The organism is Mycobacterium sp. IS-1742 (assembly GCF_001500125.1).
Taxonomy (GTDB): Bacteria; Actinomycetota; Actinomycetes; order Mycobacteriales; family Mycobacteriaceae; genus Mycobacterium.
Map to the genome: position 1 here is coordinate 1 of NZ_LQIV01000018.1, position 21,786 is coordinate 21,786.

Below are 21,786 nucleotides of genomic sequence, written 5' to 3' on the forward strand. Positions count from 1 at the left end.
AACCCTCCCCCCCCCCCCCACCCCCCCCCCCCCCCCCCCGCGCCCGTCTGGCTTCGTTAACCCCCCGGCCACTTGTGTTTGCGCTTCTGCCGCCCCCCCCCCCCCCCCCCCACTACACCGAAATCACGGGACTTTGCGGTCGGTGATCGGCCCGGCGCGCAGATCCCGCAGCATGCTGGTCAGCGGGCCCCGGTAGGACAGCACCGGGCTCTCGGTGTCGGCGCAGTGCTTGAACCCCTCGCCCATGTCCGCCATGGCGTCGAGCGACGTGCGGGCCGGCTTCCACCCGAGTTCGGACTGGGCCCGGCCGGTGTCGAGCAGCGGCACGGTGAACGCCATGTCGAGCCAGCCCTCGTCGATCGGTTGCAGCCGCGCCCGCCACGACAGTGCCACCGCCGGTCGCAGCACGCTCGACGGCACGTGCACCGGATACGCGCCCAGCGCATCGGCCAGGTCGGCACGGCGCACCGGGGGTTCGGCCATCAGGTTGAACGGGCCTGCGGCGCGCTGTTCGACGGTCCGGGCGATCGCGTCGGCGACGTCGTCGGCGTGGACGATCGGCACGACGAGGCTGCGGTCCAGCGGCAGCACCGGCAGGAACCGGAGCCACCGCGGCTCGATGAATGCGGGCAGCGTGTACCGGCGCAATCCCCCTGCGGCACTGCGCTGGACGATGAACCCGGGCCGCATCCGCGCGATGGTGAGACCGTCGTGGTGGCTGCGCTCGTAATCGTCGAGCAGTGACTCGGCGGCGGATTTGGCGCGACTGTAGGCCGAGGTGTCCACACCGGCGGTCGACCAGCTCTCGTCGACGTACTGCCCGTATCGGCCGGGCGCGTACGTGCCCACCGACGACATGTGGACCAGCTGACCGACGCCGGCGACGTCGGCCGCCCGCAGCACCGCCCGGGTTCCCCCGACACCGACCGCGTCCAGGTACTGCACGTTGCGGGTCGGCTGAAATCCCCAGGCCAGGTGGACGACCGCGTCGGCGTCACGCATGACGGCCTGCAGCACGGTGGTGGCCTCGTGATCGGCCAGGTCGAGCTGACGCCACTGCGCGGAGCGGTAGATCCCGGTCTCCGGGGGTCGACGGCGCGTCACCCCGGTCACGGTGTAACCGCCTGCCTCGGCGAGCCGGTGCAGCAGGGCGGTTCCGACGTTTCCGCTGGCTCCGGTGATCACGACGCGTGTGGACATACTCGGTCAGTACCCGGACCGCACGGGTCCAATCAACGCGTTCGGGCCTTTGTGCCCTACCGCCCGGCGGGCCGGCGCGTGAACCTGGCAGGGTGACCACGTTTCCCGACGCCGAGACGCTGCGCGCCGCGCTGGCGTCGGCCGTGCGGGCCCCGTCGGTGCACAACAGCCAGCCGTGGCGCTGGCAGGTCGGCCCCGACCGGCTGGACCTGTTCGCCGAGCCCGACCTGCATCTGCACCACATCGACCCCGACGGACGCGATTTCCTGCTCAGCTGCGGCGCGACGCTGCACCACGCCGTCGTCGCGCTCGCGGCGCGGGGCTGGCAGGCTCGCGTGCACCGATTCCCGGATTCGTCGGATCCGAACAAGGTTGCCACGCTTGCGCTCTCGCCGCACCGGCCGACGGATCTCGACCTGGCGCTCGCGGCGGCGATACCGCGACGGCGCACCGACCGCAGGCGCTACAGCGATCGCGAGGTCTCCCCCGCCGACATCGCGGTGATGGGCGCCCGCGCGGCGCGGGGCGGTGTGTCGCTGCGACGGGTGGAATCGCTGACCGGGCTGCGGGCCGCGGTGGACCGGGCGGTGCGCGAACACCTGCACGACGACGCCTACTTGCGTGAACTCACCACGTGGAGCGGCCGGTACGGATCGGTGGCCGGCGTCCCGGCGGCCAACGTCCCGCCCGCCGACGGCGCCGCCGCCATCCCCGCACGGGTGTTCGCCGGCACCGCGACGGCTGCTCCGTCGGCGGTCGGCGACGGCAAGGACAACGCGGCGGTCCTGGCCCTGGGCACCCGGAACGACGACGCACTGGCCCGGTTGCGCGCCGGCGAGGCCACCAGCGTCGTGCTGCTCACGGCGACGTCGATCGGCCTGGCCAGCTGCCCGGTCACCGAACCGCTGGAGGTCGCCGACACCCGGGCGGCGTTGCGCGAGGAGATCTTCGAGTCGCAGGCCCACCCGCAGATGCTGCTGCGCATCGGGTGGGCGCCCCCCGACGCGGCCGAACTGCCCGCCACACCGCGACGCCCGCTACCGGGCTGATCAGGGCAGCGGCGCACGCCACCGCAGCAGCGTTCCGCCGCCCGCCTGCGCGCCGACGGTGAACGTGCCGCCGGCGTCCTCCGCCCTGGCGCGTAGATTGCGCAGTCCGCTCTCGGTGATCGACCCGTCGATGCCGCGGCCGTTGTCGGCCACCTCGACGCACAGGTCGTCGGCGACGGTGACCCGCACCGTCAACTCGGTGGCACGGGCGTGGCGGACGGCGTTGCTGACCGCTTCGCGCACCACCGCCTCGGCGTGGTCGGCCAGCGTCGCGTCGACCACCGACAGGGGTCCGACGAACTGCGTGGTGGTGTGCAGCCCGGCGCCGGCGAACTGGCCGATCGCCTCGTCGAGGCGCTGACGCAGGCGGGTGGCTCCCGGCGCGCCCCCGTGCAGGTCGAAGATCGCGGTGCGGATCTCCTGGATCACCGCCTGGAGGTCGTCGACGTTGCCCGCCAACCGCTGCTGGACGTCGCCGTCGCGCACCCGGGCCAGCGTCCCCTGCAGTGACAGGCCGACGGCGAACAATCGTTGGATGACGTGGTCGTGCAGGTCGCGCGCGATGCGGTCGCGGTCGGTGAGGATCTCGAGTTCCTGCATCCGGCGCTGTGAGCTGGCCAGCTGCCAGGCCAGCGCCATCTGGTCTGCGAACGCGGCCGTCACGTCGAGTTGTTCCGCGGTGAACACCCGCGCACCAGGCGGCCGCGCGGCCACCAGGACACCGGCCACCGTATCGGCGGCACGCAGCGGAAGCACAAGGGCCGCACCGTATTCCGATGGCCCCAGGGTGAGTCGATCGAGCCGCATGGGTGTGCGGTTGCGGAACGCGAGCCCGATCGGCGAGTCGTCGAGCGCGATGGTGCGGCCGTCACCGGTGAACGCGCCCGCGGCCTCGACGACGACCAGATCGGCCACCGCGTCGGGCGGGGCCTCGGTGTCGCCGGGCACCGCGACCAGCGTGCCGTCCGCACCGGTGAGCGTCAGCGCCTGGTCGACCACCCGGCGGAAGACGGTGGCGGGGCTGGCCCCGGAGAGCATCTCGGTGGCGATGTCGCGGGTCGCGGCGATCCACGCCTGCCGCGCCCTGGCCTGTTCGTAGAGCCGGGCGTTGTCGACCGCGATACCCGCCGCGGCGGCGAGCGCCTGCACCAGTACCTCGTCGTCCTCGGTGAACGGCTGCCCGCCGACCTTGTCGGTCAGGTAGAGGTTGCCGAACACCTCGTCGCGGATACGCACCGGCACCCCGAGGAAGGTCCGCATCGGCGGATGGTGGGCCGGGAAGCCGACGGACGCGCTGTGGTGGCGGATGTCGTCGAGGCGGATCGGCTGCGGGTCGTCGATGAGCACGCCGAGCACGCCGCGGCCCTCCGGCAGGTGGCCGATCAGCTCGCGGGTGCCGGCGTCGATGCCCTCGTGGACGAATTCGACGAGATCGTGGCCGTGTCCGCGCACCCCGAGCGCGCCGTAGCGCGCGTCGACGAGCTGGATCGCGGTGTGCACGATGGTGCGCAGTGTGACGTCGAGATCCAGTCCGGCGGTGACGACCAGCATCGCGTCGACCAGCCCGTCGAGACGGTCGCGCCCCTCGACGATCTCGTCGATGCGGTCCTGCACCTCGGTGAGCAGTTCGCGCAACCGCAGCCCGGACAGCGTGTCGCGCAGGGGACGCTGCCCCCGCGGCTGATCGGGACTGACCGGCTCGGTCACCCCACCAACTTAGCCGTCACCCTGCCCGGGGCGATCCAGCTTCGACACGAAAACCGCCGCCTGGGTGCGCCTCTCCATCCCCAGTTTGGCCAGCAGCCGTGACACGTAGTTCTTGACCGTCTTCTCCGCCAGGAACATCCGGGCCGCGATCTGTTTGTTGGTCAGACCCTCCCCGAGCAGATCGAGCAGCACCCGCTCCTGGGCGGACAGGCCCGAGAGCGGATCGGACCGTTCGACGTCGCCACGCAGCTTGGACATCAGCGCCGCGGCGGCCCGGTTGTCGAGCAGTGAGCGTCCGGCCCCGACGTCCTTGATCGCCTGCGCCAGTTCCATGCCCTTGATGTCCTTGACGACGAACCCGCTCGCGCCGGCCAGGATCGCGTCCAGCATCGCCTCGTCGGAGGTGAACGACGTCAGCATCAGGCAGCGCAGGTCGGGCAGCCGGGACAGGAGTTCCCGGCACAGCTCGATGCCGTTGCCGTCGGGCAGCCGCACGTCGAGCACCGCGACGTCGGGTTGCAGCGCGGGAATCCGGGCCAGCGCCGAGGCCACCGAATCGGCTTCGCCCACGACGTCGAGTTCCGGGTCGGCGCCGAGCAGGTCGATGAGCCCACGACGCACCACCTCGTGGTCGTCGACGAGGAAAACCCGGACCATGCTGCCAGTCTCACAATCGCCGCTCCGGTCCGCAAGAGACTTCGGCGTGCGTGGTCGCGCCCGACGCGGCCACGCACGCCGAAATCACCACGTCACGGCAGGGCGCCGGGGCTGATCTCCTCGAGCATCTCGGTGACCAGCGCGGCGATCGGCGAGCGTTCACTGCGCTGCAGCGTGATGTGCGCGAACAGCGGGTGGCCCTTGAGCTTCTCGATCACCGCCGCCACGCCGTCGTGACGCCCGACCCGCAGATTGTCGCGCTGGGCGACGTCGTGGGTGAGCACCACGCGCGACCCGGCGCCGAGCCGGGACAGCACCGTCAGCAGGACGTTGCGCTCCAGCGACTGCGCCTCGTCGACGATGACGAACGAATCGTGCAGCGAGCGGCCGCGAATGTGGGTGAGCGGCAACACTTCCAGCATTCCGCGCGAGAGCACCTCTTCGAGGACCGCGGGGCTGGCCAACCCTTCGAGGGTGTCGAAGACGGCCTGCGCCCACGGACCCATCTTGTCGCTCTCGCTGCCCGGCAGGTAGCCCAGATCCTGTCCGCCGACGGCGTAGAGCGGCCGGAACACCACGACCTTGCGCTGCGTGCGCCGCTCGAGCACTGCCTCGAGTCCCGCGCACAGCGCCAGCGCCGACTTGCCCGTGCCTGCCTTGCCGCCCAGCGAGACGATGCCGACGGATTCGTCGAGGAGCAGATCGAGGGCGACGCGTTGTTCGGCGGACCTTCCCCGGAGGCCGAACACTTCGCGATCGCCTCGCACCAGCTGCACCCGCTTGGCGGCGTTGACCCGACCGAGCGCGTGCGAGTTGCCGCCCAGCAGCCGAACACCGGTGTGACACGGTAGATCCCGCGCCGGTGCCAGATCGATCTCACCGTCGGAGAAGAGCGCGTCGACCTCATCGGCGGTCACGTCGATCTCGTCCATCCCGGTCCAGCCGGAGACCACGACGTCCTGGGCGTGGTATTCGTCGGCGTCGAGGCCGACTGCACCGGCCTTGACGCGCAACGGAATATCCTTGCTCACGAGCGTGACCCGTTTGCCCTCGGCGGCGAGATTGGCTGCCACCGTGAGGATCCTGGCGTCGTTGCTGTCGTTGCGGAACCCGGCGGGCAACACGGACGGGTCGCTGTGATTCAGCTCGACGTGCAGCGTGCCGCCTTCCGTCCCAACGGGAATGGGTTGATCGAGGCGTCCGTGCTCGAGTCGGAGGTCGTCGAACAGGCGCAACGCCTGCCGGGCGAACCAACCCAACTCGTGGTGATGCCGTTTGGCTTCCAATTCACTGATGACCACCAGCGGGACAACCACCTCGTGCTCGGCGAACCGTGTGGTGGCCCAGGGATCGGACAACAACACGGAGGTGTCGAGCACGTAAGTCCGGAGAGGCGAATCGGTCACGTAGCGCTCCTGGTATCCGCGGGTCCCCCGCGAACCTGTCGGCGGACACTGCGGCACCAGGGCCGGGGCCGGCCCTCTCGTGATCGCAACGATCGGGTACCGCCCGGACAGCAGAGCAATTCGCTAGCCATCGGAGCCGACGCTACTCCCGTCGCGGGGACTGCGCCCTGCAGGCGCGCCGGTGTGCGGCGCGCGTCAGGTTAAGCGTTCGTGAACTCCTGCAACGACGGTTCGCCGGCCAGATTCCAGGCGGTGATCCGGTCGGAGATGACGCCGCGCAACCTGGCCTTGTCGAAGATGCCGTGCTCGGCCATTGCGGCGATCTTGTCCTGGTAGGCGTCGATGTCCGCGCCGACCACGTCGAGCTCGGCCGCGCGCTTGGCGATCGCGTCGACGGTCTCCTCGCGGTGGGTCTGCAGGCAGTGCGCCACGAGGTTCGAGAAGAACACCTCGTGGCGTTCTTCGTCGGCGGCGATCCGGCCGACGAGCGCCTTGAGCACGGGCTCGCCGATCTGCGCCTCGAGGTTGCGGGTGAACACCGCGTGGGAGCGCTCGAAGAACCCCATGAACACCAGCGTCTCGATCTGGCTGAAGCGGTCGGCCCGGTAGCCCTTCATCACGTGCTCGACGCGCACGTCCTCGTTCGCGGTCGGGTCGACCTCACGGGTGACGACGAGGTAGTTGCGCAGCGCGACGGCGTGCAGGTGCTCCTCGGCGGTCCAGCGGCCGATCCAGCGACCCCACTTCTCCTCGAGGATGAAGTGCTCGACGAGTTCGCGGTGGTAGCCGGCGAGGTTGTCCTTGGTGATCAGCAGGATCTCGAGCGCGTCGGTGACGTGTTTGGGCAACGTCACCTGCGACGCATCCCAGTCCCGACCACCGAGGAACGCGAAGTTCTCCCCCTGGTCGAACGGCACGTAGTCGTGCGCGAACCAGAGGTCCTCGGAGTCGAGGTGGCGACGCAGCTCGTCCTTGACGACCGGCTCCAGCTCGACGGTCAGCGCATTAGGAACAGGTTTCTGTGCCATGCGGTTACAGTAACCTAAATCTGTGGGAACCGTAAAATTCCCGCGGCGCGTCGCCGCTACAGCGTGAGACCGGGATACAGGGGGTTGGCCGCGAGCATCTCGGCCGAGGCGGCGTGCACCCGTTCGGCGGTGCCGTCGGCCAGCGTGTACTTGGCCTTGGAGAACCCAGTGGGGCCGGTCGGATTCGGCTGGGTGTTGTTCAGCACGTCGACCACCAGCTCGGCCACCCGGTCGAACTCCGCGGCGCCGAAGCCGCGGGTGGTCAGCGCGGGGGTGCCGAATCGGATGCCGCTGGTGTACCAGGCGCCGTTCGGGTCGGCCGGGATCGAGTTGCGGTTGGTGACGACGCCGGCGTCGAGCAGCGCGGACTCGGCCTGGCGGCCGGTCAGCCCGAAACTTGTCACGTCGAGCAGCACGATGTGGTTGTCGGTGCCGCCGGTGACCAGGCGGGCGCCGCGCTTGAGGAACCCCTCGGCCAGCGACTTGGCGTTGTCGGCGACCCGCTGAGCGTAGGCCTGGAACGACGGCTGCCGCGCCTCGGCCAGCGCGACCGCCTTGGCGGCCATCACGTGCGACAGCGGTCCGCCGAGCACCATCGGGCAGCCCTTGTCGACGGCGTCGGAGTACTCCGGCTGGGCCAGCACGAGCCCGCCGCGCGGTCCGCGCAGCGACTTGTGCGTGGTGGTGGTGACGACGTGGGCGTGCGGCACCGGATCCTCGTCGCCGGTGAAGACCTTGCCCGCGACCAGACCGGCGAAGTGGGCCATGTCGACCATCAGCGTGGCGCCGACCTCGTCGGCGATCTCGCGCAGCGTGGCGAAGTTCACCCTGCGCGGGTAGGCCGAGTACCCGCCGACCAGGATCAACGGCTTGAACTCACGCGCGGCGGCGGCCAGCTTGTCGTAGTCGAGCAGCCCGGTCTCCGGATCGGTGCCGTAGCTGCGCTGGTGGAACATCTTGCCGCTGATGTTCGGGCGGAAGCCGTGGGTGAGGTGACCGCCGGCGTCGAGCGACATACCGAGCAGCCGCTGATTGCCCAGCTTGTTGCGCAGGCTCTCCCAGTCGGCCTCGGACAGGTCGTTGACGTGCTTGGCGCCGAGTTCGGCCAGTCCGGGCGCCTCGACGCGGGTGGCGAGGATGGCCCAGAAGGCGACCAGGTTGGCGTCGATGCCGGAGTGCGGCTGCGCGTAGGCATACGGCGCGCCGAACAGCTCGCGGGCGTGTTCGGCGGCGACGGACTCGACCACGTCGACGTTCTGGCAGCCCGCGTAGAACCGGTGGCCGATCGTGCCCTCGGCGTATTTGTCGGACAGCCAGGTCCCCATGGTCAGCAGGACGGCCGGCGAGGCGTAGTTCTCGCTGGCGATCAGCTTGAGCGAATCACGTTGATCGGCCAGCTCTTTGCGGGTGGCCGCGGCGATCCGGGGTTCGACGGACTCGATGACCTGGAGCGCGGCCCGATATGCGGCGCTCGCGGTGTCGGCGTACTCGGCGCCTGGAGCGGCCGCCGACGAGGTCACGGGGTCTGCAGTCATGCTGTCGAGGGTAATCGCGCACGGCCGTGCGGCAGAAATCAGCCACCATCAGCGGCGACGGTCAGGCCACGCGCAGCGCCGAGGGGATCAGCGGTTCGTCGAGCAGTCGGCCGAACCGCTCGGTCAGCCCGACGCCGGCCGGTCGCGCGTCGAGCCACCCGCGCAGCAGCCGGTAGCCCTCGACGTAGGTCGACGTGTACGCCCGCCACAGCGGCGACGACAGGAACCGCAGCATCTGGCGCGCCCGGTCGTCGTCGACCAGCAGCCACCGCTTGAGGAACGCCACGACGTCGTCGACCGGGCGGTGTTCGTCGTGCAGCATGATCGCGGCGTCCTGGCGCACGTCGGCCAGCGCCGTCGTGGCCGCCGACACCGCCTCGGCGCGTGCCCCGTCGAACCGCAGCCCGAGGTCGGCGTAGATCTCGGCCGCCCAGCTCCCCCAGTTCGGTCCGATCGCCGCGTACAGCGCGAGGTCGGCCAGCCCCTCGGCCATCAGGCACTGCGGCGTGTTGACCAGGAAGATCGTCTGCTCGGCCTGGCCGAGTGTCGCGACCAGCCCCGCTTCCTTGCGGCAGTGCTCGGTGTGGTGGCCCGGGTAGGACTCGTGGGCCACCAGTCGCGGCAGGTTGGCCATCTGCTGTTTGAGGTCGGCGTTCACCGCGACCGTCGAGCGGTAGTCGCCCAGGTAGTAGTTGAACCCCGACCACGGTTTGTCGGTGACGACCTCGTAGGTGATGGTCTCGGTGTCGGGCAGCGGATACGTCGCCCGCACCCGGTCGCGCAGCGCGCTCGAGAACGCGTGGATGCACACTTCGAGCCGCTCGGGCGGGATCTCGTCGGCGGTGCGGTGCGCCTGGATCCGATCGGCCAGCGGCCCGGTGCCGCCGAGCGCCTCGTCCAGCGCGACGTGCGCCTGCCGGTACGCCTCCGGGTCCCCCTTGGCGATCCGCACGTCGAAGTACGCCTCGACCTCGTCGACGAACCCGACGTCCTCACCGGCGAACTTGCGGCCCGCCAGCGCCAGCGCCCGCAGGTGCGCGGTGAGGTAGTCCGCGCGCGCCTCGTCGAACCCTCCGGTGCGCGGGGTGTCGGGCAGCGCCGCGATCAGTCGCTCGGCCTGACGGGCCAGATCTGCGGGGTCCGGCGCGGGCTCGTCGGCCACCATCCGCCGCAGCGCGGGGTCGCCGGTGAAGGAGTCGACGTAGCCGTCCTCGATGCGGTCGAAGCGCAGACCGAGGAGCAGATATTCGCGGATCAGGGTGTCGGGCTCCATGCCCGACACGCTAACCGGGTCGCCCCAGGCGTACACCCCGGAGCCCGTACTGCAAGACTGGCCCCATGGCGCGGCTGAGCGAACCGAGCCCCTACGTCGAGTTCGACCGCACCCAGTGGCGTGCGCTGCGAATGTCGACGCCGCTGAAGCTGACCGAAGACGAGCTGAAGAAGCTCCGAGGTCTCGGCGAGAAACTCGACCTCCTCGAGGTCGAAGAGGTCTACCTCCCGCTGGCCCGGCTGATCCATCTGCAGGTCGCCGCGCGGCAGCGGTTGTTCGCCGCGACGTCGGAGTTCCTCGGCGAACCGCAACAGAACCCGGACCGGCCGGTGCCGTTCATCATCGGCGTCGCGGGCAGCGTGGCCGTCGGCAAATCCACCACCGCCCGTGTGCTGCAGGCGCTGCTGGCCCGCTGGGGCAACCACGCCCGCGTCGACCTGGTCACCACCGACGGCTTCCTGTACCCGAACGCCGAGCTGGCGCGTCGGAACATCATGCACCGCAAGGGTTTCCCGGAAAGCTACGACCGCAGGGCGCTGATGCGGTTCGTCACCGCGGTGAAATCCGGCGCCGACTACGCGTGTGCGCCGGTCTACTCACACCTGCTCTACGACATCGTCCCCGGCGACAAGCAGGTGATCCGGCATCCCGACATCCTCATCCTCGAGGGTCTCAACGTGCTGCAGACCGGGCCGGCACTGATGGTCTCGGACCTGTTCGACTTCTCGGTCTACGTCGACGCCCGCCTCGAGGACATCGAGGGCTGGTACATCTCCCGGTTCCTGACGATGCGGTCCACGGCGTTCGCCGACCCCGCGTCGCACTTCCACCACTACGCCACGCTGACCGACGAGCAGGCCGTGTTCGCTGCTCGCGACATCTGGCACTCGATCAACCGGCCGAACCTCATCGAGAACATCCTGCCGACCCGCCCGCGGGCGACGCTGGTGCTGCGCAAGGACGCCGATCACGCGATCAATCGGCTACGCCTGCGCAAGTTGTGAGGTCCCGTTCCCGCGCGAGCAGACACAGAATCGCCCTGGAACTGGAGTTCCAGGGCGATTCTGTGTCTGGTCGCGAGGTCAGAGCCGGCGCCAGCCGACGTACTGCAGTTCGGCGAACACCGCGGTGTAGACACCGGTCGCAAGAGTGAGCACCACGCCGACGGTCGTCATCGTCCACACGTCGGTGGCGACGACCACGACGGCGGCGACGGTGTAGGCGAGGTTGGCCACGATCACCGCGAGTCCGGCACTGCGCAGCGACGGCAGCATCGACAGACCGAACACCACGAGCCCGTAGACGATGAAGAACGCGGCCAGTGAGTATTCGATCGTCGTCGTCGTGCCGGACCAGTCGGCCATCCGTGCGGCGAGCGGCAATGCGGCAACACCGGCCAGCCCGGTCAGCACGGCGTCGGCGCGCATGGCCATCCGCAGGAAACGGTCCCGGGTGGTGGTGGGGGCGGTGACAGCGGTCATTCTCTTCTCCTTCGTGGGAACAACGGGGACAACCAGGGGCCGGATGCGGGGCGACACGCCTTCGAACAGCGGCGCCCCGCACCGGCAGGAGGGAGTCACGCCAGACGGCGCACCCCGAGGTACTGCAGATAGGCGAAGGCCAGCGTCACCACGGCAAACATGACGGTCATGACGACCCCCGCGGCGGTGAGCGGCAACCAGCCCCCGATGAGCACCACTGCGGTTATCACGGCGAAGCCGACGTTGCCGGCCAGCACACCTGCCCCGACACGGCGCACGTCGGGCACGGCCGCCAACACGTAAAGCAGGGCGCCGTACGCGACCAGCAACGCGCCGCCGATCCACTCGGCCGTGGACGAGAGGCCCGAGAGCCGCGACAGCGGGTCGGCGGCCATCGCGACGAACAGGCCGAGCGCCGCGCACAGGGTCGCGTCGGCGCGCAACGCGAAGCGCAGCAGCGAGTCGGTGGAATCGGACAGTGGGCGGGTGACGATTGCGGTCATGTCGGCTCCTCGGCGGTGAGGTCTCCGGTGAATCTGTGGACACCACCGATGCTGCGGAGAACGCACTGCCAGATCGACCCCGGACGCTGCCGACTACTGCCAGCCGCAGGTCAGCGCGCTGCCGGTCAGTTGCGGGCGCTGACCAGATCGCTGCGCAGATCGGCGGCGATCACTTTGGCCGCGGCGGTCTGCCAGTTGTGCAGCGAGCGCTGCGGCACCTCGGTGACCAACCACTGCCAGGCCCGCCGGGCGACGGGATCCAGCCCCGCCGGCGTCGCGTTCTGGGCATAGGCGCGCACACCGGCCACGTACGGGAAGTACAGCGAGTTGTAGTGCCGCCACTGTTCGGTGGTGCCGAAGTCGCCGCCGTCGCGCGGTTTGAGCCGGGCGATCCGGTCGGCCAGCAACGCCCGCAGCTCTGTGGCGCGTTCCAACGGCTGATCGGGGGCGCCGCGGGCGGCGAGGCGTTCGTCGATGACGGGCAGCGCCGTCAACGGGTTGGCCATGAGCTTGGCGAGGTCGCCGTAGTGCCCGAGCGCACGACGCGTCAGCCGGGTGAAGGTCTCGTCGTCGACGTCGTCGAGGGGGTTGGTGGCCCGCCGCGGCAGCGCCGCCTCGGTGCGGCGCAACGCGGCCCGGTCGGCGCGCAGATCCGGCGAGCGGGAGAACGCCAACCGGTCCAGCACCCCGGCCAGCGGATCGGCGAGCACGTTGACCGCGATCGCGAGCGCGAGGCTGGTGAACAACAGCACCGCCAGCGCGGTCCCCGTGCCGGCGAACGCCATACCCAGGAGCACCTGACCGCCGAACAGCAACGCGACCACCGTCGTCGCGACGAACGAGCGCCGCATGTCGGCGCGCAACGCCTGCCCCTCGTCGAACGCATCCCAGATCGCCACCGCCACGCCGAGCAGCGCGACGTCGAACCCCGTCGATGCCAGCGCCAGCCAACTCGGGACGAGGCCGAGCGGGATCACCAGGATCGCGTTGCCCAGTGCGAAGAACAGGGTCGCGATGACCAGGAACCCCACCACCGGAACGGGTTTCACCCCGCGGCGCACCGCGAGCACCATCGCGGCGAGCGCGGACACCGAGACCGCGGCGAACATCACCCAGTGCCCCGTCCGCAGTGGGCCCTCGACGCTGCCGGCCATCGCGGCGCCGGCCAATGCCAACGCCGCGACGCAGGCGACCGCGATCCGCTCACCGGCCCGCCCACGCGCCGTGTCCGGCGGACGTGACAGTTCGAGCAGTACCGCGAACCATGCGACGCCCGGTACGACGACGAGGTAGATCTCGACCCGGCCGAGCATGTCGGCGCCGCTGAACACTCGCACGGCGTCGAGAGCCACCACGACGGCGAACCCGGTCAACCCGAGCGCGGCCGACACGAGGACGGGCTTACGCGGGTTGCGCGCGAGCAGATATAGACCCAGCCACCAGCTCAGCGCGAAGACCACGGCGGACAGCGCAGCCATGGCACAAGTGTGGCACGCGTCTCAGACGCCGTAGCGGCGATCCCGGCGCGTGTAGTCGCGCAGTGCGCGCAGGAAGTCCACCCGCCGGAACGCGGGCCAGTACGCCTCGGTGAACCACATTTCGGAGTAGGCGCTCTGCCACAACAGGAATCCCGAGAGACGCTGCTCGCCGGAGGTGCGGATCACCAGGTCCGGATCGGGCTGACCCGAGGTGTAGAGGTTCTCGGAGATCGCTTCGGCGGTGACCGCCTCGACCAACTGGTCCCCGGAGACGCCGTCGGCCAGCTTCTTGCCGAGCAGGGCGCGCACCGCGTCGACGATCTCCTGTCGGCCGCCGTAGGCGACGGCGACGTTCACGTGGAGGTATCCGGCGGTCGCCTCCGTCTGGGTCGATTCGACGGCGTCGCGCAGCCGTCGCGCCGGTTCCTCGCCGAGCAGCGAGAGATCTCCGACGGTGCGCACGCTCCACCGGTTGGCCGGTGCGCAGATCTCCTCGACAACACCGGTGATGATCTCGAGGAGTTCGGCGAGTTCGTCGGGGTCGCGCCGCAGATTCTCGGTCGACAGCAGATACACGGTGGCCATCTCGATGCCCGCGGCCTGACACCACCGCAGCATCTCGGCGATCTTCGCCGCGCCGACCCGATAGCCGTAACTGACGTCGTCGTGACCGGCGTCACGCGCCCAGCGGCGGTTGCCGTCGCAGAGCACCGCAATGTGGCGCGGCAGTTGTGATTTGGACCGCATCAGTTCCTGACGCAACCGCATCTCATAGAGCCGGTATGCAGGCTCCTTGAGACCGCGGGGAATGATGTCCATGGGTATTCAGACTACTGTGGCGGCCGAGTGCCCCAACCGACTTGACGGAGGTGACATGACGACCCCGTCCACGCCGATCGACGCCAGCAAGCCGAGCCCGGCCGGTGAGCCCGAGGACTTCCCCGAGGCGGTCGCCGAACGGGTCGCCCAGTTCATCGGCAAGCCACGCGCCCGCGGCTGGATCCACGTCTACTCCGCGATCGTCGCGGTGATCTGCGGGGCGACGCTGGTGTCGGTGTCATGGGCGGTCGTGTCGACCCGCGCGGGCATCGCAACGCTGATCTACACGCTGACGATCGTGGCGATGTTCGCCGTCAGCGGGACCTACCACCGGGTGAACTGGCGATCGCCGGTCGCGCGCAAGTGGATGAAGCGCGCCGACCATTCGATGATCTTCATCTTCATCGCGGGCAGCTACACACCGTTCGCCCTGCTGGCTCTGCCGGAGGGCAAGGGCATGGTGCTGTTCTGGATCGTCTGGGGCGGCGCGCTGGCCGGCGTGCTGCTCAAGATGTTCTGGCCGTCGGCCCCCGCATGGGTGGGTGTGCCGCTGTACCTGTTGCTCGGCTGGGTGGCGGCGTGGTTCATCGGCCCGATCATGGACGGCGCGGGCGTCGCCGCGGTGGTGCTGCTGATCGTCGGCGGCGCGCTGTACAGCATCGGCGGGGTGCTCTACGGGCTGAAATGGCCGAACCCGTGGCCGACGACGTTCGGGCACCACGAGTTCTTCCACGCCTGCACCGCGGTCGCGGCGATCTGCCACTACATCGCGATGTGGTTCGCGGTCTTCTCCGGGTAGCGGTTTCGGCGTGTGCGGTCGCGCTCAGCGCGACTCCGCACGCCGACATCACAGCTGGGCGATGTTCTCCGGACCCCAGTAGGCCTTCATCGAGGCGATCTGCCCGTCGGCGGTGAACGTCATGATCTCGATCGGTTCGATGCGCATGGCGCCGCCGACGGTGATCGCGAACAGGAACGCCGCCTCGTTGCCGCCGACGCGGATCGTCAGCAGCTCCGTGCTGATCTCCGCCCCGTCCATGTTCTTGTAGAACCCCGCGATCGCGTGCCGTCCGATGTGCACCTCTCCCCCGCCAACGGGGTCCTCGAGCGTGGCGTCCTCGGCGTACAGCGCGGCGACGTCGTCAGCGGTGCCGGAGGCGACGGTGTCGAGGTAACGCTGAACCAGGGCTTTGGGGTCGACGGCCATGTGCCGCAGGCTACACCGCGACCGTCCGGGCGCGCCCGGTCACCCTTTCACCCGCAGCCCGTACAGGTAGGTGGTGAGGTACTCCTCGATGACCGGAGTGCGGATCCCGCGGTCCTCGGGCAGTGTGATCAGCAGGGCGTACAGGCCCACCAGGAACGACACCCCGTTGTTGAGGACGTCGACGCCGGCCGGGATCTCACCGCGGTCGCGGGCACGGCCCAGTTCCTCGACGACGGCGAAGACGACGGGATGGGCGGTCGATTCCTCCGACGGCGGACGCGTGGTGGAGAAGTGCAGCGCCAGGAAGTCCTTGAACAATCGGCTGCCGAGCCGGTTCTCGAGGGTGCCGAGCAGCTCGACCATCTTGGCCAGCGTGGCCCGCACGTCGTGCGGTCGGGCGAAGAAGCGGCCCAGTTCGGCGGCCATGCGCTCCTCTTCGCGACGCTCGAGTTCCAGCAGCACGTGCTCCTTGGTCGGGAAGTGGAAGAAGAACGTTCCGTGTGCGACACCGGCCGACGCGACGATCGCGCCGATGTCGGCGCCTGCGATCCCGCCACGTTTGAACTCCGCGATCGCCGCGCCCAGCAACCGCTCCCGGGTCTGGGCGCCCTTTCTGCCGCGCTCCGACGGCGTCTGCTTCAGCAACTTCGATCCGCTCTGACGTGGTGACGCTGCAGCGATCGTACGGGAGAAACCATAAAACTGACTGAAATCAAAAATCTTCTTCTCCGCGGGGCGCAGACCCGCTACGGTGAGCCCAACGGTAAAGGCGTATACGCGGCCGTCGTTCGCAGCACGGCACGGACAACGACCGTTTCGACATCTGGGCGGCCGGCGTCCCAGTCAGCTGACTCGAGTCATACGGAGGCCAACGGTGCAGATCCTCGAGCAGGTCCAGGACCTGCCGAAAGCAGGAAAGATCAAGGCGCAGTGGGTCTGCCTGTGGACGGGACCGGCGGTCGGCGCGGTACTGCTGCTCGCGCTGCTGGCCTTTCCCGGCTTCTGGCCGCCGATGTCCCCCACCATGAGCGCCGAGCAGGTCGCCGCGTTCTACACCGAACACACCGCGTGGATCCGCCTGAGTCAGGTGACGTTCAACCTCTGCGGGATCATGGTGCTGCCGTTCTTCATGGTCATCGTCATGCAGATGAAGCGGATGCGAACGCAGACGGGCGTGTTCGCCTACTGCTACCTCACCGCGGTCGTCAGCGGCGCAACGACTTTCGCGCTGTCCAACATCCTCTTCCTGGTGGCGGCCTTTCGACCGGACCGCGATCCGGCGTTGGTCATGGTGCTCAACGACCTGGCGTGGATCGTGTTCATCGCGCCGGTCGGAATGGTGGTCACCCAGTTCGTCCTGCTGGCACTCGCGGTGCACTTCGACGACGGACCCGATCCGGTGTTCCCCCGCTGGGTCGGCCACTACTCGCTCGCGACCGGGCTGGCGATGATTCCCGCGGCGGGGGCAGCGGTGTTCCACACCGGCCCGCTGGCCTGGGACGGGATCCTGTCGTTCTGGGTGCGCAACGGCGCGTTCGCGGTGTTCGTCATCGTCATGTTCTTCGTGCTGCGCACCGCGGTGTTGCGCGAGGCGCGTGACGAGGGCGTCCTGCGATGAGCGTGCTCGCACCCGCGGAACGGCTCCGCAGCGCGGGCCGCGTGCCCCCCGGCAGGCGGGACGTGCGATGGGTCTGCTGGTTCTTCCCGGTGTGGTACGCGGTGTTCGGGGTGATCATCTGCATCCTGGCCCGGGTGACCCCACCGCCCCGGCCCGATGTCACCGCCGAGGACAAGGTGGCGTTCTTCGTCAGCAACGGTGCGACCATCCAGATCGGTTTCACCGTGCTGCTCATCCTGCTCGGCGGCGCTGCGGTGACCAACGGCCTGGTCGGCTACCACATGTCGCGGATGTCGACGGGGCCGATCTTCGCCTACGGCTACATCGGCGGCATGGGGGTCGGTGCGCTGCCCGGCTTCCTGCTCGTCGCGGTCTGCTTTCTGACCGCCACCTTCCGCACCGATCGCGACCCGAAAATCGTCAGCCTGCTCTACGACCTCGGAATGCTGTCCTACAACGGGTCGCTGGGCTGCTTCTCCGCGGCCTACCTGGTGTTCGCGATCGCGATCCTCTACGACAAGAACGACATCTTCCCGACGTGGTTCGCTTACGTGAGCATCTGGCAGATCGTCACCGAGGTGATCGCCACGCAGATGTTCGTCGCGCAGTCCGGTCCGTTCGCCTGGAACGGATCGCTGGCCTTCTGGTGGTCGGTCGTCGTGTTCAGCCTGTGGCTCGGGGCGCTGATCGTATTGCTGCGCAGGGCCACCGCCCGCGAACTCGATGAGGTGACGGCACCGTGACGCAACTCGAGGTCGACGCCGGCCGGAAGGGCGACGGCCACCTGCCCGGCGACGGGCACATGTGGGTGATGGTGCTGGGTGACCTGATCATCTTCGCGGGGTACTTCGTCGTCTTCATGGTCTACCGCGCGATGAACCCCGAGGAGTTCCTGCGCGCGCAGCAGCACCTCGACATCGACATCGGTGTGCTCAACACCGTTGTGCTGCTGACCAGTTCGCTGTTCGCCGCACGCAGCGTGCTCGCCGCGCGGGCGGGTAGGCACGAGCGCGCGATCGTGCTGCTCTACGCGGGCGGCATCGCCGGACTGCTGTTCGTGGTCTTCAAGGGCTATGAGTGGTATGTCAAAATTGCGGCGGGGCAGACGAATTCGCAGCTGTTCTACTCCTTTTACTACGTGCTGACCGGTGTCCACCTGGTGCACGTGTTGATCGGCCTGATCGTGCTCGGTGTGCTCGTCCGCGAACTGCGGAACCCCGGGCGGCGCAGGACGTCGGTGGTCGAATCCGGTGCCGTGTACTGGCACATGGTCGACCTGCTCTGGGTGATCATCTTCGGACTGCTCTACGTGATGAGGTGACCGTGACCGATACCGCGGGGGCCGGTGCCCACACGACCGGCCGGACGTTGACGTGGGCGTGGGCCGCCCTGACCGCGATCACGGTGGGGTCGTGGTGGCTGGCGCCCGCGCACTTCACCGACACCGTGGCCGCGAGCACGCCGATCACCGCGCTGGTGCTGGCGTTGACCTTCGTCAAATCCCGTCTGATCGTCCGGTTCTTCATGGAGGTGCGCACCGCGCCGCGCTGGCTCAAGCGGGCCTGTGACTGCTGGCTGGCCGCGTTGTTCGCGGCGGTCTTCGTGATCTATCTCGTCTGAGCGGGAGCGAGCGCGGCAGCCAACTGCTCGTCGGTCGTCACCGGCAGGTCGCACACCCGGCCGCGGCATACGTACGCGGCGTCGGCGTCGTGCACGCGGTCGCGGCCGATCAGCAGTTCCGAGGAGTCCACGGGACCGCCCACCACGATCGCCCCACCCGGCGCGAGTGTCCGTGCGGCGCGCAGCAGTCCGGAGTGCGCCGGATCGCAGGCCACCGCGATCTGGATGGGCCCTCGGACGGCGGCCTCGGCCACCGCGAGCCAGTGGCCGCCCGATCGTGGCGCCCGGTCGAGGATCAGCGCCGCGGTGGCCAGCGTGGCGTCCGCGGCCGCCGCGTAGCGCCCGGCGCGTTCGGACGGGGCCAGATGCGCGGCCAGTTGCAGCGCCTCCGCGATCAGAGAGGCACCCGACGGTGTCGCGCCGTCGAACGGGTCGGCGGGGCGCAGTACCAGTGCCTCGGCGTCGTCGGCGGTGTCGAACCAGTGGCCCGCGCGCTGCGGGTCGGCGAAGTGCGCGAGCGCGACGTCGACCAGGTCCAGACCCGCCTGCAGCCACTGCACCTCCCCGGTCGCCTGGTGGAGGCCGAACAACCCGGTGGCCAGCGCGGCGTGGTCCTCGAGGATCGCCGCGCTCTCCCCCACCCGGCCGCCGAGGCTGGCGCGGCGCAACCTGCCGTCGACGATGTGCAGACCGATGACCGCGCGTGCGCATTCCGTTGCGGCAGAGAGCAGTTCGGGCTGGTCGAGGGCGATCGCGGCCTCGACCAGCGCGGTGATCGCCAGCCCGTTCCACGCGGTGACGACCTTGTCGTCACGGCCGGGCTGCGGTCGGGTCGACCGCGCGGCCCGCAGCGCCACGCGCACGCGCCCGAAACGCGCAGGGTCGTCGGGGTCGGCGGGCAGCTGCAGCACCGACGTGCCGTGTTCGAACGTCCCGGCGTCGGTGACGGCGAAAAGCGCTGCGGCCCAACGTCCGTCCTCGTCGCCGAGCACCTCCCGCAGCTGGGCGGGCGTCCAGGCGTACGTGAGGCCCTCGACGCCGTCGGCGTCGGCGTCGAGCGACGAGGTGTACATCGCGTCGGCGCCCAGACCGTCGATGAGGAATCGGGCCGTCTCACCGGCCACCCGGCGCGCGAGCGGATCTCCGGTGCGGCGCGCCCAGTGCGCGTACGCCCGCAACAGCAGCGCGTTGTCGTAGAGCATCTTCTCGAAGTGCGGCACCAGCCATTCGGCGTCGACGCTGTAGCGCGCGAAGCCTCCGGCGAGCTGGTCGTAGATGCCGCCGCGGGCCATCGCCGCCGCGGTGCGCTCGACGGTGGCGAGCGACTCCGGCGACCCCGTGCGCTCGTGGTGGCGCAGCAGCGCCTCCAGCAGCGCGGAGGGCGGGAACTTGGGCGCTTCCCCGAACCCGCCGCGGGCGGTGTCCTCGTCGCGCAACACGGCCGCGACGGCGGAGTCGCACAGTTCGGGACGCACCGGCGGCCCGCCACCGGGCAGTCCGCCCGCCATGTTCCGCAGCTCGCCGGCGATCCGGTCGGAGGCCTCCTCGACCTCGTCGCGACGCGCCCGCCAGGTCTCGGCGACGGCGGCGAGCAGTTGCAGGAAGTTCGGCTTCGGGTAGTAGGTGCCGCAGAAGAACGGCCGTCCGTCGGGGGTGAGGAAGCACGTCATCGGCCAACCGCCCTGACCGGTCAGCGCGACGGTGGCGTTCATGTACACCGCATCCAGATCAGGCCGCTCCTCGCGGTCGACCTTGATGCACACGAAGTCCGCGTTCGCGGCCGCGGCGACCTCGGGGTCCTCGAACGATTCGTGGGCCATGACGTGGCACCAGTGGCAGGCCGCGTAGCCGATCGACAGCAGGATCGGCACGTCGCGCTCGGCCGCCTCGGCCAGCGCCGCCGCAGTCCACTGGCGCCAGTGGACCGGATTGTCGGCGTGCTGGCGCAGGTAGGGGCTGGTGGCCCCGGCGAGCTCGTTAGCCCCCGGACTCACGCGGGGGGTTCCCGTTCTCGGCCACGATGCCGGGGTCGGTGCCGGATTCCCGGCCGAGGTCGACGGTGCCGTCGTCGACGGCCTGATCGGGCTCGGGGTGCTCGGGGTCGAACGACTCCGGCAGCCGTTTGAGGTGGCGGTTCATCGACCACACCAGCAGGAACACCGAGACCAGCAGCATGGCGACGATGAGCAGGCCGAACGGGCTGGCCTTGCCGAAGTCCGGACCGGTCTCCCGTGGCTGCTCCTGGGCCAGCCATTCCGTCGCCAACATCACGGTGTCGATCATCGGTCCACCTCGAGACCTTCGAACAGGTCGGTCTCGGGCAGGGTGACCGGGACGCGGGAGCGCGCCAGTTCGAACTCCTCGGTCGGCCAGAGCCGTTCCTGCCATTCGAGCGGCGCGGCGAAGAAGAAGCTGTTCGGGTCGATCTGGGTGGCGTGTGCGCGCAGCGCATCGTCACGCTGCGGGAAGTACTTGGCGCACTCCACCCGGGTGGTCACCCGCTTGGCGAAGATGTCGCGGTCGGGGTTCCAGTGCTCGAGCCACTTCGCGAACGGCCCCTCGAGCCCGTGTTTGGCGAACTCGTCCTGCAGGGTCTGCATCCGGTCCCGCAGGAATCCGTGGATGTAGTACAGCTTCGAGACCGTCCACGGTTCGCCGGCATCGGGGTACCGGCGGTAGTCGCCCGCCGCTTCGTACGCCGCCACCGAGACCTCGTGGCAGCGGATGTGATCGGGGTGCGGATATCCGCCCGTCTCGTCGTAGGTGGTCATGACGTGGGGTTTGAACTCCCGGATCACCCGCACCAGCGCTTCGGTGGACTCCTCCAGCGGCGCCAGGGCGAAGCACCCGTCGGGCAGCGGCGGCAGCGGATCACCCTCGGGTAGGCCGGAGTCGACGAACCCGAGCCAGTGGTGTTCGACACCGAGGATCTCGGCGGCCCTGGCCATCTCGTCGCGCCGGATCTCGGCCATCCGGCCGTGCACCTCCGGGATGTCCATCGCGGGGTTCAGGATGTCGCCGCGCTCGCCACCCGTCAGCGTCACCACCATGACGCGGGCGCCGGCGTCGGCGTATTTGGCCATGGTGGCGGCACCCTTGCTCGACTCGTCGTCGGGGTGCGCATGCACCGCCATCAAGCGCAGTTCACTCATCTCATCTCATCTAACTACGGCGTCGTCGCGACTATGCCCCGGGCCGTCCCCGG

The 21,786-nt window shown here is 69.6% G+C and carries 23 protein-coding genes; 7 read left to right on the plus strand and 16 right to left on the minus strand.

From position 1 onward, the window contains the following. Positions 1–123: 123 nt before the first annotated feature. The gene (locus AU196_RS12700; protein WP_059095435.1) at positions 124–1,200 is read right to left on the minus strand and encodes an NAD-dependent epimerase/dehydratase family protein; all 1,077 of its coding nucleotides are present in this window, start codon (positions 1,198–1,200) and stop codon (positions 124–126) included. Positions 1,201–1,292: 92 nt separating this feature from the next. On the opposite strand from AU196_RS12700, the gene AU196_RS12705 reads away from it, so the two are divergent. Then, positions 1,293–2,249 (plus strand): Acg family FMN-binding oxidoreductase, encoded by a 957-nt coding sequence (locus AU196_RS12705; protein ID WP_059095436.1) that lies wholly within the window; start codon positions 1,293–1,295, stop codon positions 2,247–2,249. Here the strand turns inward: AU196_RS12705 and AU196_RS12710 are convergent, their stop codons facing one another. The 6 genes from AU196_RS12710 to AU196_RS12735 form a co-directional block, all read right to left on the minus strand. Beyond that, complete coding sequence (locus tag AU196_RS12710; RefSeq protein ID WP_059095437.1) at positions 2,250–3,956, minus strand: sensor histidine kinase; 1,707 nt, start codon at positions 3,954–3,956, stop codon at positions 2,250–2,252. Positions 3,957–3,965: 9 nt separating this feature from the next. Then, positions 3,966–4,613, minus strand: coding sequence for a hypoxia response regulator transcription factor DosR/DevR (dosR, locus tag AU196_RS12715; RefSeq protein ID WP_059095438.1), 648 nt, complete (start codon positions 4,611–4,613; stop codon positions 3,966–3,968). A gap of 92 nt (positions 4,614–4,705) precedes the next feature. Further along, positions 4,706–6,019: an RNA 5'-3' helicase PhoH2 gene (gene phoH2 / locus AU196_RS12720; RefSeq protein WP_059095506.1), complete on the minus strand. Its 1,314-nt coding sequence runs from the start codon at positions 6,017–6,019 to the stop codon at positions 4,706–4,708. A 200-nt stretch (positions 6,020–6,219) separates the two neighbouring features. Then, entirely contained in the window at positions 6,220–7,047 is an 828-nt protein-coding gene (locus tag AU196_RS12725; protein ID WP_059095439.1) for an acyl-ACP desaturase, read from the minus strand. Between the two features lie 56 nt (positions 7,048–7,103). Then, positions 7,104–8,582, minus strand: a complete 1,479-nt coding sequence (locus AU196_RS12730; RefSeq protein WP_059095440.1) for a glycine hydroxymethyltransferase — start codon at positions 8,580–8,582, stop codon at positions 7,104–7,106. A 61-nt stretch (positions 8,583–8,643) separates the two neighbouring features. Next, entirely contained in the window at positions 8,644–9,855 is a 1,212-nt protein-coding gene (locus AU196_RS12735) for a hypothetical protein (protein WP_059095441.1), read from the minus strand. 65 nt (positions 9,856–9,920) lie between these two features. On the opposite strand from AU196_RS12735, the gene coaA reads away from it, so the two are divergent. After that, complete coding sequence (coaA, locus tag AU196_RS12740; protein ID WP_059095442.1) at positions 9,921–10,859, plus strand: type I pantothenate kinase; 939 nt, start codon at positions 9,921–9,923, stop codon at positions 10,857–10,859. A 78-nt stretch (positions 10,860–10,937) separates the two neighbouring features. Here the strand turns inward: coaA and AU196_RS12745 are convergent, their stop codons facing one another. The 4 genes from AU196_RS12745 to AU196_RS12760 form a co-directional block, all read right to left on the minus strand. Next, on the minus strand, positions 10,938–11,336 hold the full coding sequence (locus AU196_RS12745; protein WP_059095443.1) for a hypothetical protein: 399 nt from the start codon (positions 11,334–11,336) through the stop codon (positions 10,938–10,940). Positions 11,337–11,431: 95 nt separating this feature from the next. Then, positions 11,432–11,839 carry a hypothetical protein gene (locus AU196_RS12750; RefSeq protein ID WP_059095444.1) on the minus strand — a complete coding sequence of 136 codons (408 nt, stop codon included), beginning with the start codon at positions 11,837–11,839 and terminating at the stop codon, positions 11,432–11,434. A gap of 125 nt (positions 11,840–11,964) precedes the next feature. Further along, positions 11,965–13,317 carry a hypothetical protein gene (locus AU196_RS12755; RefSeq protein ID WP_059095445.1) on the minus strand — a complete coding sequence of 451 codons (1,353 nt, stop codon included), beginning with the start codon at positions 13,315–13,317 and terminating at the stop codon, positions 11,965–11,967. Positions 13,318–13,338: 21 nt separating this feature from the next. Continuing rightward, entirely contained in the window at positions 13,339–14,136 is a 798-nt protein-coding gene (locus AU196_RS12760) for a (2Z,6E)-farnesyl diphosphate synthase (protein ID WP_059095446.1), read from the minus strand. A 55-nt stretch (positions 14,137–14,191) separates the two neighbouring features. Here AU196_RS12760 and trhA point away from each other — a divergent pair, with 55 nt between their 5' ends. After that, entirely contained in the window at positions 14,192–14,935 is a 744-nt protein-coding gene (gene trhA / locus AU196_RS12765) for a PAQR family membrane homeostasis protein TrhA (protein ID WP_059095447.1), read from the plus strand. Positions 14,936–14,983: 48 nt separating this feature from the next. Here the strand turns inward: trhA and AU196_RS12770 are convergent, their stop codons facing one another. Continuing rightward, the gene (locus tag AU196_RS12770; protein ID WP_059095448.1) at positions 14,984–15,343 is read right to left on the minus strand and encodes a nuclear transport factor 2 family protein; all 360 of its coding nucleotides are present in this window, start codon (positions 15,341–15,343) and stop codon (positions 14,984–14,986) included. Between the two features lie 39 nt (positions 15,344–15,382). Further along, complete coding sequence (locus tag AU196_RS12775; protein WP_059095449.1) at positions 15,383–15,988, minus strand: TetR family transcriptional regulator; 606 nt, start codon at positions 15,986–15,988, stop codon at positions 15,383–15,385. Positions 15,989–16,217: 229 nt separating this feature from the next. On the opposite strand from AU196_RS12775, the gene AU196_RS12780 reads away from it, so the two are divergent. The 4 genes from AU196_RS12780 to AU196_RS12795 are packed head-to-tail and all read left to right on the plus strand — an operon-like array spanning position 16,218 to position 18,581. Beyond that, positions 16,218–16,961 (plus strand): hypothetical protein, encoded by a 744-nt coding sequence (locus tag AU196_RS12780; protein WP_059095450.1) that lies wholly within the window; start codon positions 16,218–16,220, stop codon positions 16,959–16,961. Beyond that, a complete protein-coding gene (locus AU196_RS12785; RefSeq protein ID WP_059095451.1) occupies positions 16,958–17,704 on the plus strand; it encodes a hypothetical protein in 747 nt (248 codons plus the stop codon). Before AU196_RS12780 ends, AU196_RS12785 begins: the two co-directional genes overlap by 4 nt. 59 nt (positions 17,705–17,763) lie before the next feature. Next, entirely contained in the window at positions 17,764–18,282 is a 519-nt protein-coding gene (locus AU196_RS12790; protein WP_082695708.1) for a cytochrome c oxidase subunit 3, read from the plus strand. Then, positions 18,279–18,581, plus strand: a complete 303-nt coding sequence (locus AU196_RS12795) for a cytochrome C oxidase subunit IV family protein (RefSeq protein WP_082695704.1) — start codon at positions 18,279–18,281, stop codon at positions 18,579–18,581. Before AU196_RS12790 ends, AU196_RS12795 begins: the two co-directional genes overlap by 4 nt. On the opposite strand, the gene AU196_RS12800 is transcribed toward AU196_RS12795, so the two are convergent. The 3 genes from AU196_RS12800 to mca are packed head-to-tail and all read right to left on the minus strand — an operon-like array spanning position 18,569 to position 21,733. Beyond that, positions 18,569–20,575, minus strand: coding sequence for a thioredoxin domain-containing protein (locus AU196_RS12800; RefSeq protein WP_059095453.1), 2,007 nt, complete (start codon positions 20,573–20,575; stop codon positions 18,569–18,571). The two genes, AU196_RS12795 and AU196_RS12800, sit on opposite strands and share 13 nt — an antisense overlap. Beyond that, on the minus strand, positions 20,559–20,864 hold the full coding sequence (locus tag AU196_RS12805) for a hypothetical protein (RefSeq protein WP_059095454.1): 306 nt from the start codon (positions 20,862–20,864) through the stop codon (positions 20,559–20,561). The genes AU196_RS12800 and AU196_RS12805 overlap by 17 nt, the downstream gene beginning before the upstream one ends. Then, the gene (mca, locus tag AU196_RS12810; protein ID WP_059095455.1) at positions 20,861–21,733 is read right to left on the minus strand and encodes a mycothiol conjugate amidase Mca; all 873 of its coding nucleotides are present in this window, start codon (positions 21,731–21,733) and stop codon (positions 20,861–20,863) included. The genes AU196_RS12805 and mca overlap by 4 nt, the downstream gene beginning before the upstream one ends. Positions 21,734–21,786: the final 53 nt, after the last annotated feature.